General features: G+C 59.8%; 11 protein-coding genes. 5 read left to right on the plus strand and 6 right to left on the minus strand.

The genetic code is table 11. The annotated features are described in order from the left end of the window. Positions 1 to 50: 50 nt before the first annotated feature. Positions 51 to 1058, plus strand: coding sequence for a glutathione S-transferase family protein (locus ACYZT2_RS17985; protein ID WP_461966106.1), 1008 nt, complete (start codon positions 51 to 53; stop codon positions 1056 to 1058). Between the two features lie 121 nt (positions 1059 to 1179). On the opposite strand, the gene cysG is transcribed toward ACYZT2_RS17985, so the two are convergent. The 6 genes from cysG to ACYZT2_RS18015 all read right to left on the minus strand — a co-directional run bounded on the left by cysG (position 1180) and on the right by ACYZT2_RS18015 (position 8822). After that, positions 1180 to 2574, minus strand: a complete 1395-nt coding sequence (gene cysG / locus ACYZT2_RS17990; protein WP_461966108.1) for a siroheme synthase CysG — start codon at positions 2572 to 2574, stop codon at positions 1180 to 1182. Beyond that, entirely contained in the window at positions 2575 to 3855 is a 1281-nt protein-coding gene (serS, locus tag ACYZT2_RS17995; protein ID WP_461966110.1) for a serine--tRNA ligase, read from the minus strand. 15 nt (positions 3856 to 3870) lie between these two features. Further along, positions 3871 to 4245, minus strand: coding sequence for a fluoride efflux transporter CrcB (crcB, locus tag ACYZT2_RS18000; RefSeq protein ID WP_461966112.1), 375 nt, complete (start codon positions 4243 to 4245; stop codon positions 3871 to 3873). Then, complete coding sequence (locus tag ACYZT2_RS18005) at positions 4245 to 5567, minus strand: replication-associated recombination protein A (protein WP_038982565.1); 1323 nt, start codon at positions 5565 to 5567, stop codon at positions 4245 to 4247. The genes crcB and ACYZT2_RS18005 overlap by 1 nt, the downstream gene beginning before the upstream one ends. A gap of 157 nt (positions 5568 to 5724) precedes the next feature. Further along, positions 5725 to 6348, minus strand: coding sequence for an outer membrane lipoprotein periplasmic chaperone LolA (gene lolA / locus ACYZT2_RS18010; RefSeq protein ID WP_007904916.1), 624 nt, complete (start codon positions 6346 to 6348; stop codon positions 5725 to 5727). A 68-nt stretch (positions 6349 to 6416) separates the two neighbouring features. Then, a complete protein-coding gene (locus ACYZT2_RS18015) occupies positions 6417 to 8822 on the minus strand; it encodes a DNA translocase FtsK (protein ID WP_461966115.1) in 2406 nt (801 codons plus the stop codon). A gap of 307 nt (positions 8823 to 9129) precedes the next feature. Between ACYZT2_RS18015 and trxB the strand changes: the two genes are divergently transcribed. The 4 genes from trxB to infA all read left to right on the plus strand — a co-directional run bounded on the left by trxB (position 9130) and on the right by infA (position 11952). Further along, positions 9130 to 10089, plus strand: coding sequence for a thioredoxin-disulfide reductase (trxB, locus tag ACYZT2_RS18020; RefSeq protein WP_461966117.1), 960 nt, complete (start codon positions 9130 to 9132; stop codon positions 10087 to 10089). Positions 10090 to 10157: 68 nt separating this feature from the next. After that, the gene (gene aat, locus ACYZT2_RS18025) at positions 10158 to 10838 is read left to right on the plus strand and encodes a leucyl/phenylalanyl-tRNA--protein transferase (RefSeq protein ID WP_461966119.1); all 681 of its coding nucleotides are present in this window, start codon (positions 10158 to 10160) and stop codon (positions 10836 to 10838) included. An 87-nt stretch (positions 10839 to 10925) separates the two neighbouring features. Then, on the plus strand, positions 10926 to 11633 hold the full coding sequence (locus tag ACYZT2_RS18030; RefSeq protein ID WP_461966121.1) for an arginyltransferase: 708 nt from the start codon (positions 10926 to 10928) through the stop codon (positions 11631 to 11633). A 100-nt stretch (positions 11634 to 11733) separates the two neighbouring features. Beyond that, positions 11734 to 11952 (plus strand): translation initiation factor IF-1, encoded by a 219-nt coding sequence (gene infA / locus ACYZT2_RS18035; RefSeq protein ID WP_002553999.1) that lies wholly within the window; start codon positions 11734 to 11736, stop codon positions 11950 to 11952. Positions 11953 to 11998: the final 46 nt, after the last annotated feature.

The raw sequence follows: 11998 nt of genomic DNA on the forward strand, positions 1-11998 counted from the left end.
CTATGCGCATAGACTCCTCTCCAACGCTTATCGGTTGAGGAGTTTTGAACATGGGTTTGTTAGTCGAAGGCCGCTGGCAAGATCAATGGTACGAAAGCAGCAAGGACGGCACGTTCCAGCGTGAACAGGCGCAACGTCGCAACTGGCTGACCGCCGACGGCAAGCCAGGCCCGACCGGTGTCGGTGGTTTTGCCGCCGAGGCTGGTCGCTATCATCTCTACGTATCCCTCGCCTGCCCGTGGGCTCATCGCACGCTGATCCTGCGTAAGCTAAAAGGCCTGGAAAGCCTGATCGATGTGTCAGTGGTCAGTTGGTGGATGCTGGAAAACGGCTGGACCTTCGATAAAAAACGGGGCTCGACCGGCGACAAGCTCGATCACTTCAATTTTCTGCATCAGCGCTACACCACCGATACCGCCGACTACACCGGCCGCGTTACCGTGCCGGTGCTCTGGGACAAGCAGACAGATCGCATCGTCAACAATGAGTCGGCGGAGATCATCCGCATGTTCAACAGTGCTTTTGATGAGTTGACCAGCAATGACCTGGATTTCTACCCGACGCCATTGCGGGCCGAGATCGATGCGCTGAACGAGCGGATTTATCCAGCGGTGAATAACGGTGTGTACCGCGCCGGGTTTGCTACGTCGCAGCAGGCTTATGAAGAAGCGTTCGATGAGTTGTTTGGTGAGCTGGATCGGCTGGAGCAATTGCTGGGCGCGAATCGGTACCTGACGGGGGAATACCTGACGGAAGCGGATATTCGGCTGTTCACTACGATGATTCGTTTCGATGCGGTGTACTTCGGGCACTTCAAGTGCAACCTGCGACGGATTGCCGATTATCCGAATCTGTCGAACTGGCTACGGGAAATTTATCAGTGGCCGGGGATTGCCGAAACGGTGAGTTTTGAGCACATCAAGAATCATTACTACGGCAGTCACAAGACCATCAACCCGACCGGGATCGTACCTAAAGGGCCTGCGCAGGATTTCACTGCGGCTCATGATCGGGCGCGGTTGAATGGGAAAGGGGTTTGGCGCAAGAACCAGGACTGATCGTAATTCTGTATTGATTTTGAGGGCCCCATCGCGAGCAGGCTCGCTCCCACATTGGATTTGCGTCGTTCACAAATCCCCTGTGGGAGCGAGCCTGCTCGCGATGGGGGCGACTCGGTCTCTAGACCTGCGCCTGAGCCCCTTCAAACCACGCCAATTTCTCGCGCAGTTTCACCACTTCCCCAACGATCACCAGCGTCGGCGCATGCACTTCATGCTCCGCCACCAGCCGTGGAAGGTCGGCCAGGGTGCCGGTAAACACCCGCTGATTGACCGTGGTGCCCTGCTGGATCAACGCCGCCGGGGTATCGGCCGCGCGACCGTGCTTGATCAACTGCTCGCAGATGATCGGCAAGCCCACCAAGCCCATGTAAAACACCAGGGTTTGCGCCGGCGCGACCAGGTCGGCCCACGGCAAGTCGGTGGAACCGTCCTTGAGGTGCCCGGTGACGAACCGCACCGACTGCGCATAATCACGGTGAGTCAGCGGAATCCCGGCATACGCCGCGCAACCGCTGGCCGCAGTAATGCCCGGCACCACCTGGAACGGGATGCCATGGGCCGCCAGTTCTTCGATCTCTTCACCACCGCGCCCGAAGATAAACGGATCGCCGCCCTTCAACCGCACCACGCGCTTGCCGGCCTTGGCCAGATCCACCAGATACTGGTTGATCTGTTCCTGAGGCACGGCGTGATCGGCGCGGCGCTTACCCACGTAGACTCGCTCGGCATCGCGACGGCACAAATCCAGAATCGCCGGCGCCACCAGACGGTCATACAGCACCACGTCGGCTTGCTGCATCAGACGCAAGGCGCGGAAGGTCAACAGGTCGGGGTCACCCGGCCCGGCGCCCACCAGATAAACTTCGCCGGTAGCGACAGGTGCTTCACCATTGATTTTCGCCAGCATCAAGCGCTCGGCTTCGGCGCCCTGCCCGGCCAGTTGCCGGTCGGCAATCGGGCCTTGGAATACATCCTCCCAGAACGCCCGGCGCTGCTGCACATCCGGAAACAGGCCTTTGACCTGAGTGCGAAAACGCGCCGCCAGGCCGGCCAGTTGACCGTAGGTGGAAGGAATCCAGGTTTCCAGTTTGGCGCGAATCAACCGCGCCAACACCGGCGCATCGCCGCCACTGGACACCGCGATGATCAACGGAGAACGGTCGACAATCGCCGGGAAGATCACGCTGCACAGGGCCGGCGCATCCACCACGTTGACCGGCACGCAACGCCGATGGGCATCGGCGGAGACTTGCGCGTTCAGCGGTTCGTCGTCGGTGGCGGCAATGATCAGCCCACAACCGTCCAGATCCGTTTCGGCGTAGCCACGCACCAGGCACTCACCACCGCTGCCGACCACTAGCTCGCGCAGTTGCGGTTCGATGTCAGGCGCGACCACCCGCAGCAGCGCACCGGCTTCGGCCAGCAGGCGGGATTTGCGCAAGGCAATCTCCCCTCCGCCGACGACCAATACACGACTGCCGCGAAGGTTATGAAACAGCGGCAGATAGTCCATTTAGCCGATGACCTCAAGGCCACCCATGTACGGCTTGAGCACCTCAGGCACACGGATCGAACCGTCGGCCTGCTGGTAGTTCTCGAGCACCGCCACCAGGGTACGACCGACTGCCAGGCCGGAGCCGTTCAGGGTGTGAACCAGTTCAGGCTTGCCGGTTTCCGGGTTGCGGAAACGCGCTTGCATGCGGCGGGCCTGGAAATCGCCGCAGTTGGAGCACGACGAAATCTCGCGGTATTTGTCCTGGCTCGGAATCCACACTTCCAAGTCGTAAGTCTTGACCGCGCTGAAGCCCATGTCGCCCGTGCAAAGCGCCAGGGTGCGATACGGCAGTTCCAGCAGTTGCAGGACTTTTTCGGCGTTGGCGGTCAGGCCTTCCAGCGCTTCCATCGAGGTCGATGGTTCTACGATCTGGACCATTTCAACCTTGTCGAACTGGTGTTGACGGATCATGCCGCGAGTGTCGCGACCCGATGCACCGGCCTCGCTGCGGAAGCACGGCGTGTGTGCCACGAACTTGATCGGCAGCAGTTTCGAATCGACGATCTCGCCAGCGACGATGTTGGTCAGCGACACTTCAGCGGTCGGGATCAGGTACAGATCGGCTTCGCCTTCACGGCTGATCTTGAACAGGTCTTCTTCGAACTTTGGCAGCTGACCGGTGCCCTGCAACGCAGGCGCCTGCACCAGGTACGGGGTGTAAGCCTCTTCGTAACCGTGTTCGTTGATGTGCAGGTTGATCATGAACTGCGCCAGCGCACGGTGCAGACGGGCGATCGGGCCGCGCAGCAGGGCGAAACGGGCGCCGGACAGCTTGGCGGCGGTTTCGAAGTCCAGCCAGCCGAACTTCTCGCCCAGGGCCACGTGATCCTGAACCGGGAAATCGAAAGCTTTAGGCGTGCCCCAGCGGCGCACTTCAACGTTGCCTTCTTCGTCATCGCCGACCGGCACCGACTCGTGCGGCAGGTTAGGGATGCCCAGCAGGATCGAATCCAGCTCGGTCTGGATCGCGTCCAACTCGACTTTACCGGCGCTCAACTCACCCGCCATGCGCTCGACGTCCGCCATCAATGGCGCGATGTCTTCGCCGCGCTGCTTGGCCTGACCGATGGACTTGGAGCGCGCGTTACGTTCAGCCTGCAGTGCCTCGGTACGGGACTGGACGGTCTTGCGCTGTTCTTCCAGCGCTTCGATGCGCGCAACATCCAGCGTGTAGCCACGGGATGCCAGGCGGTCCGCTACGTCCTGAAGGTTGCTACGTAACAGTTTGGAATCGAGCATGTCGGTTTCTCGTTATCAAAGTTTGGTCAGGGACAGGCCAGCCCAGGTGGCGAGCAGCCCGCCGAATACGCTGATGGCCGCATAGACTATAGCCAGCGGCATTTGCCCGGTTTCCAGCAGGCGCACCGTATCCAGTGAAAAGGATGAAAAAGTCGTCAGCCCCCCGAGGAAGCCGACCATCAACCCGGCACGCACCTCGATCGGCACTTCCGGGCGCAGCAAAAACAGACCGTATAGAACGCCGATCAGCAAACAGCCCACGATATTAACGGCCAGCGTCGCGGTATAGAAGTGCCGCGGCCAATTCGCGTTGATCCAGTTACCGGTGGCGAAGCGCAATAGCGTACCGGCGACACCGCCGACAGAAACGGCAACGATCAATGGAATCACTATTTTCTCCGCTGCCGTGGGCTTAGACGATCAAGCTGCGCGAGGTGGTTAAGCTTTTCGCCGATCTTCAGCTCCAGGCCGCGGGGCACGGGTTGATAGAATCGTTGTGGTTCTAGCTCGTCCGGGAAGTAGTCTTCGCCAGCGGCGTAGGCATCCGGCTCATCGTGGGCATAACGGTACTCGTCGCCATAGCCCAATTGCTTCATCAATTTGGTCGGCGCGTTGCGCAGGTGCAGCGGCACTTCGAGCGAGCCGTGTTCGGTGGCGCTGCGCATCGCGGCTTTGAAGCCCATGTACACCGCATTGCTTTTCGGCGCGCAGGCCAGATACGTAATGGCCTGGGCCACCGCCAACTCCCCTTCGGGGCTACCAAGGCGCTCCTGCACTTCCCACGCCGCGAGGCACAGGCTCAGGGCGCGAGGGTCGGCGTTGCCGATGTCTTCGCTGGCCATGCGCACCACGCGCCGGGCCAGGTACAGCGGATCGCAACCGCCGTCGATCATCCGCGCGAACCAATACAGCGCGCCATCGGGATTGGAGCCGCGCACCGACTTATGCAGCGCGGATATCTGATCGTAGAAGGCTTCGCCGCCCTTGTCGAAACGCCGACGGGTATCACCGAGCAGACTTTGCAGCAGATCGACGCCGATTTCGCTGTTGTCTTCGGCCAGGTCCGAGGCGTTTTCCAGCAGGTTGAGCAGACGCCGGCCATCGCCATCGGCGGCGGACAACAGCATCTGAAAACCTTCATCGCTGAGCGTCAGTTGCCGCTTGCCCAACCCACGCTCTTCGGTCAATGCGCGATGCACCAGCTTGCGCAGGGCCGCTTCGTCGAGGCTTTTAAGCACATAGACGCGAGCCCGGGACAAGAGCGCGTTATTCAGTTCGAATGAGGGGTTTTCGGTGGTCGCGCCGATGAAAATCAGCGTGCCGTCTTCAACGTACGGCAGGAACGCATCCTGCTGGGACTTGTTGAAGCGGTGCACTTCGTCGACGAACAGGATGGTGCGTTTACCGTACTGCCCGGCCTGCTGCTTGGCGACTTCCACCGCCTGGCGGATTTCCTTTACGCCGGCCAGCACCGCCGAAACCGTTTCGAAGTGCGCATCAGAGACTTCCGCGAGCAGCCGCGCCAACGTGGTTTTACCCACTCCTGGCGGTCCCCAGAAAATCATCGAATGCAGGGCACCCTGCTCCAGCGCTTCGCGTAAAGGCTTGCCGCGAGCGAGCAGGTGTTCCTGACCGACGTACTCGTCCAGATTGGCCGCGCGCAGGCGTGCGGCCAAGGGCTGAGCGATCGGGGCACTGCGAAACAGATCCATCACTACTTGCGAAACCTCACTGCCTATCAGTCAATAATCTGAACACCGCTGATCCCTGTGGGAGCGGGCTTGATCGCGAATGCGGTGTGTCAGACAACATTGATGGCGACTGACACTCCCTCTTCGCGAGCAAGCCCGCTCCCACAGGTTATGCGTCTTACTCCTGAATCACGTCCGCCCCTTTAGGGATGTCGAACTTGAATTTGGACGCAGGAATCGGCTCGTTGGCCTTCACGCCAGTAAACAGGATATTGGTGCGCTGGCCGACGCTGTCAATCAGCTGCATGTCATTGACCAGACCGTTGCGGAACGACAGACGCAGGCTGTCGAACAGGGTGTCTTTGGTTTTCGGCTTCAAGGTGAAGTCGATCACGCCGCCGGCTTCCTTGGCGCTGATGTCGAAGCTCTGGCTGATCTTGGACACGTCACCGGACAACAACAGTGCCGGAGTCTGGGTCAGACGCTGGTCGAGGGTCTTGATGGTGACCTGCTCCAGGTCCGGGTCCCACAGGGAAACCTTCTTGCCGTCGGAAACCATCAGTTGTTCTTGCGGCGCATCGGTGTGCCAGTAGAACAGGCCCGGGCGCTGCAAGGACATTTGACCGGCGGTTTCCTGCAACTGGGTGCCGCTGCCATCGAGGGTCAGCTGGGAGAAACGCGCGGTCAGGGTCTGGGATTTTTCCAGCAGTTGAGTCAGACGCGCCACGTCCTTGTCATCGGCGTGGGCCGAGAGCGTGGTCAAAGCCAGTACCGGCAGCAACAGCATGCGGATAAGACGCATGGGAGTCCTCATAAACATTCGTGGGAGTGCGGGCAGCGCCTCAAGACGCCGCCCCTTTCAAAACCGGATCAGTCGCGCACCGGGCCAGGGGCCAGGACTTCACGCGAACCGTTGGTGTTCATGGACGTCACGACCCCGGCCATTTCCATGGCTTCGATCATGCGCGCCGCGCGGTTGTAGCCGATTTTCAGCTTGCGCTGAACCGCGGAGATGGACGCACGACGGCTTTCCAGTACGAACTGCACCGCTTCGTCGTAGAGCGCATCGGTTTCGGCATCATCGTCACCGCCACCGCCGCCGTTTTCAAAGCCGCTACCGGCCTCTTCGACACCGGCGAGGATGTCATCGTTGTATTCCGGCGCGCCGCGCAGCTTCCAGGCTTCAACCACCCGGTGAACCTCGTCATCGGACACGAAAGCGCCGTGAACACGAATCGGCAGACTGGTGCCCGGCGGCATGTACAACATATCACCGTGGCCCAGCAGTTGTTCGGCGCCGCCCTGGTCGATGATGGTCCGCGAATCGATCTTGCTCGACACCTGGAACGCCATACGGGTCGGAATGTTCGCCTTGATCAGACCGGTGATCACGTCCACCGACGGCCGCTGGGTCGCGAGGATCAAGTGGATACCGGCCGCACGAGCCTTCTGCGCGATACGGGCGATCAGCTCTTCCACCTTCTTGCCGACGATCATCATCATGTCGGCGAATTCGTCGACGACCACGACGATGGTCGGCAGTTTTTGCAGCAGTGGCGCTTCGTCGTGGATGCTTTCGCGCTTGTACAGCGGATCGCTCAACGGCTCGCCGGCATCCTGGGCTTCCTTGACCTTGGCGTTGAAGCCCGACAGGTTACGCACGCCCATCTTCGCCATCAGTTTGTAGCGCCGTTCCATTTCGGCGACGCTCCAGCGCAAGGCGTTGGCGGCGTCCTTCATGTCGGTGACCACCGGGCACAGCAGGTGCGGAATGCCTTCGTAGATCGACAGCTCGAGCATTTTCGGGTCGATCATGATCAGCTTGGCGTCTTCCGGGCCAGACTTGAACAGAATCGACAGGATCATCGCGTTCACACCCACCGACTTACCGGAACCGGTCGTACCGGCCACCAGCAAGTGCGGCATTTTCGCTAGGTCGGTGATGACCGGTTTGCCGCCGATATCATGCCCCAGGGCCAGAGTGACCGGGGACTTGAAGTTATCGTACTCGGGGGTCGACAAGACCTCGGAAAACCGCACGATCTGCCGGTCTTCGTTAGGGATCTCGATACCGACCGTGGTCTTGCCCGGAATCACTTCGACGACACGCACACTGGTCACGGCCAGGGAACGGGCCAGGTCTTTCGCCAGGTTGGAGATGCGGCTGACTTTGACGCCGGCTGCAGGCTGGATTTCGTAACGGGTAATGACCGGGCCCGGGTGAATCGAATCCACCGAGACTTCGACGCCGAATTCCTTGAGCTTGATTTCCAGCAAGTGGCCGACGGCTGCCAGGGATTCGGGCGAATAATTGAGTTGTTTCTTTTCCGCGGGGTCGAGAATCGAGATCGGCGGCAAGGTGCCTTCCACGGCGCTGTCGACGAACAACGGTGCCTGTTTCTCTTTCTGCACGCGCTTGCTTGGCTCGGGCGCCTTGATCGGAGCCGGGGCAATCACCGGCGGCACCTGCTTCTCGCGCTCGGACATATGCTTGCTCAGGGCCTGTTCGCGTTCGATCAGGCGCTCCTTGACCTTGGCCTGCTCGCGTTTGTCGGTGACGGTCGGCGCGACCACGTCATGCACGCGATCGTCGACTTCACGCAGTTGGGCAACCAGTTGCTTGCGTTCGACACGGGCCGCCCACCAGCGATTGGCCGCGCCCTGAAACAGTTCGAACAGATCAAGGGTGATCTTGCCGGTGACGTCCATCACCTTGAACCACGACAGGTCGGTGAACACCGTCAGGCCGAACAGGAACAGCGCGATGAACAACAACGTGCTGCCCTGGATGTTCAGCGCGTTCCTGGCCAGATCGCCGAGGCTTTCGCCCAAAGCGCCACCCGCGCCGGCCGGCAGACCGGTCGCCGCGTGGAAATGGATGTGGGCCAGCGCCGCACCCGACAGCACCAGAAATACCAGACCGATCAGGCGCCAGGAGAACAGCCAGCCACTCCACTGCCACGGCTCGTGGCGCTGGCGGAAGATCTGATACGCCTTGATCGCCAGCAGCAACGGGAAAATGTAGGCGAAGTAACCCAGGACCATGAACAGGATGTCGGCGCTGTAAGAGCCGGCAGGCCCGCCGAAGTTCTGCACATCGTCGATCTTGCTGTTATGGCTCCAGCCCGGATCGTCTTTGCCGTAGGTCAACAAAGCCATCATCAGGAACAGGCACAAGGCGCCGATGGCGATCAATGCACCTTCCTTGAGCCGGTAGTGCAATTGCTGGCGCCAGAGCGGGACGACTGTTTTAGGTGCTGCGGTGGATTTCTTCAAAACGCTTCTTTTCCTGCGCCCATGGCGCGTCCATCTGTTGAATGACGATAAAAACTGCCCAATCCAGGCAGGTAAAAAAGTTAACAGGCGTAACTGGGACTACTTTTAACACTGCGCCCCGGTTTTTCGAAATACGGCACGCACCGCTTTTTTGATACAAACACTGTTACAAGCAGGCATTGTACGGGTTTGTTCGCCCGATGCCATGCTTGAGCCCCTTGGGTGCAAGCATAGCCAACAGCACAGTACGCGCAGTCCAATTTGAGCATGCATTCTCTTTTGTGACAAAGGCTTATGAGGTGTTTTTATGAGTGAAGCGAAGCATTCCCGCCTGATCATTCTGGGTTCCGGCCCCGCCGGTTACAGCGCAGCCGTTTATGCCGCTCGCGCCAACCTCAAACCCGTTGTCATCACCGGCATACAAGCAGGTGGCCAGCTGACCACCACCGTCGAAGTCGACAACTGGCCCGGCGACGTCGAAGGTCTGACCGGCCCGGTACTGATGGAACGCATGCAAAAACACGCAGAACGCTTCGACACAGAGATCGTTTACGACCACATCCATACGGCCAAGTTGCAACAGCGCCCGCTCGAGCTGATCGGCGACAGCGGCACCTACACCTGCGATGCGCTGATCATCGCCACCGGCGCTTCGGCCCAATACCTGGGGCTGCCATCGGAAGAAGCCTTTGCCGGCAAAGGGGTTTCGGCCTGCGCCACCTGCGATGGCTTCTTCTACCGCAACCAGGTGGTCGCGGTGATCGGCGGAGGTAACACCGCCGTTGAAGAAGCGCTGTACTTGTCGAACATCGCCAAAGAAGTCCACCTGATTCACCGTCGCGACAAATTGCGTTCGGAAAAGATTCTTCAGGACAAGCTCTTCGAAAAAGCCGCCAACGGCAATATCCGCCTGCACTGGAACCAGAATCTGGACGAAGTGCTGGGCGATGCCAGCGGCGTGACCGGTGCCCGTCTGCGGCACAGCCATACGGGCGAAACCAATGAGTTGCCGCTGGCCGGCGTATTCATCGCCATCGGCCACAAGCCCAACACCAACCTGTTTCAGGGCCAACTGAAAATGCGCGACGGTTATCTGCTGATCAAGGGTGGCAGCGAAGGTGACGCCACCGCCACGGACATCGAAGGTGTGTTCGCCGCCGGTGACGTGGCCGATCATATTTACCGCCAGGCGGTGACGTCCGCCGGGGCCGGCTGCATGGCCGCGCTGGATGCCGAAAAGTATCTCGATGACATCCCCACCGTTTGACGGTTAACCTCCTACAAGGCGGGCTCAACGGCCCGCTACCGCCCTCCCCTTCTGCAAGCCCGGATGCCATGCTGACTTGGTTACAACGCAACACCCTGACCTTCCCGCCGCTGGAAAAAGCCATGCGCGACCCCAACGGGCTGCTGGCCGCGGGTGGCGATTTGTCCGCCGATCGTCTGATTCAAGCCTATCGTCACGGCTGCTTTCCGTGGTTCTCGGAGGGCCAGCCAATTCTCTGGTGGGCGCCGGATCCGCGCACGGTACTGTTTCCCGACGAACTGCATGTCTCCCGTAGTTTGAACAAACTGTTGCGCCAACAGCGCTATCAGGTGACCTTCGATCGGGATTTTGCCGCGGTCATCAGCGCCTGCGCCGCACCGCGCGAGTACGCTGACGGCACCTGGATTACCCAAGCGATGCAGGATGCCTATGTCGAACTGCACAGACGTGGTTACGCCCACTCGGTGGAAGTCTGGGACGATGGCGTGCTGGTCGGCGGGCTCTACGGCCTGGCTATGGGGCAGTTGTTTTTTGGCGAGTCGATGTTCAGCCGCGCCGACAACGCCTCCAAATATGGCTTCGCCACCCTGGTGCGACACCTGAAAGACTCAGGTTTTGTGCTGATCGACTGCCAGATGCCTACCGATCATCTGCACAGTCTGGGTGCCCGAGCGATTCCTCGCCGCGAATTTGCCGGCTACCTTGCGCGGCACCTGGATCAACCGGGCCGCTCCAACTGGGTTTGCTGAGCGACTTCTGCGCGCGTGGCTTACACTTAATGCGGGGAAACGAATTGAGAGCGCCCCTTAATCAAAAGCTTATCCCGAGGGTTGATCATGACCGAGTTGGCGCGTTTGAAGTTTTATGCCACTCAGCCCCACTCTTGCAGCTATCTGCCCGAGGAGCAGGCCACCACGCTGTTCCTCGACCCTAGTCAGCCCATGGATGTGCATGTCTACGCAGATCTGTCGGAGATGGGCTTTCGTCGCAGTGGCGATCATCTCTACCGGCCCCATTGCCAGCATTGCAATGCGTGCGTACCGGCGCGCATTCCTGTGGCGCAATTTACGCCCAACCGTCAACAGAAACGCATTGTCAAACGCAATGCCGACTTGCAGGTGCGCCCGTCCAGACCAAAGTTCAGCGAAGAGTATTTCGACCTCTATCAGCGCTACATCGAACAACGTCACGCCGATGGCGATATGTATCCGCCGAGCCGCGACCAGTTTTCGACCTTCCTGGTACGTGACCTGCCATTCTCCCGCTTCTACGAATTTCGTCTCGAAGGCCGACTGTTGGCTGTGGCGGTCACTGACTTGCTGCCTAACGGTCTGTCGGCGGTCTACACCTTCTACGAGCCCGGGGAGGAGCGTCGTAGCCTGGGGCGTTACGCGATTCTCTGGCAGATTACCGAAGCCCGGCGCCTGGGGCTGGAAGCGGTCTATCTCGGCTACTGGATCAAAAACTGCAAAAAAATGAGCTACAAGACCCAATATCGCCCTATCGAACTGCTGATTAATCAGCGTTGGGTCATCCTGAGCTAGAACCCCTTGGCTTAAACCCCATTTTTCGGGCACAATGCACGCCGCTTTTGCCTGGCGCAGTTGCACCGGGCCATTCATTGGACACCGAGGGCTTTACTGCATGTCGAAAGAAGACAGCTTCGAAATGGAAGGCACTGTCGTCGACACCCTGCCCAACACCATGTTTCGTGTGGAGTTGGAAAATGGGCACGTCGTAACCGCGCATATTTCCGGCAAGATGCGCAAGAACTACATCCGTATTCTTACCGGCGACAAAGTGCGCGTCGAGCTGACGCCCTATGACTTGAGCAAAGGGCGCATCACTTACCGCGCTCGCTAATCAAGTCAATACAAAACGCCCGGCTATGCCGGGCGTTTTTGTTTGT

This window comes from Pseudomonas sp. MDT1-85 (assembly GCF_054898065.1).

Excerpts from the sequence above, each read along its gene's own strand:
- ACYZT2_RS18005 (WP_038982565.1), bottom strand. The coding sequence starts at position 5,567 with ATGGATCTGTTTCGCAGTGCCCCGATCGCTCAGCCCTTGGCCGCACGC.
- trxB (WP_461966117.1), top strand. The coding sequence starts at position 9,130 with ATGAGTGAAGCGAAGCATTCCCGCCTGATCATTCTGGGTTCCGGCCCC.
- infA (WP_002553999.1), top strand. The coding sequence starts at position 11,734 with ATGTCGAAAGAAGACAGCTTCGAAATGGAAGGCACTGTCGTCGACACC.
- ACYZT2_RS18030 (WP_461966121.1), top strand. The coding sequence starts at position 10,926 with ATGACCGAGTTGGCGCGTTTGAAGTTTTATGCCACTCAGCCCCACTCT.
- lolA (WP_007904916.1), bottom strand. The coding sequence starts at position 6,348 with ATGCGTCTTATCCGCATGCTGTTGCTGCCGGTACTGGCTTTGACCACG.
- ACYZT2_RS17985 (WP_461966106.1), top strand. The coding sequence starts at position 51 with ATGGGTTTGTTAGTCGAAGGCCGCTGGCAAGATCAATGGTACGAAAGC.
- serS (WP_461966110.1), bottom strand. The coding sequence starts at position 3,855 with ATGCTCGATTCCAAACTGTTACGTAGCAACCTTCAGGACGTAGCGGAC.
- aat (WP_461966119.1), top strand. The coding sequence starts at position 10,158 with ATGCTGACTTGGTTACAACGCAACACCCTGACCTTCCCGCCGCTGGAA.
- cysG (WP_461966108.1), bottom strand. The coding sequence starts at position 2,574 with ATGGACTATCTGCCGCTGTTTCATAACCTTCGCGGCAGTCGTGTATTG.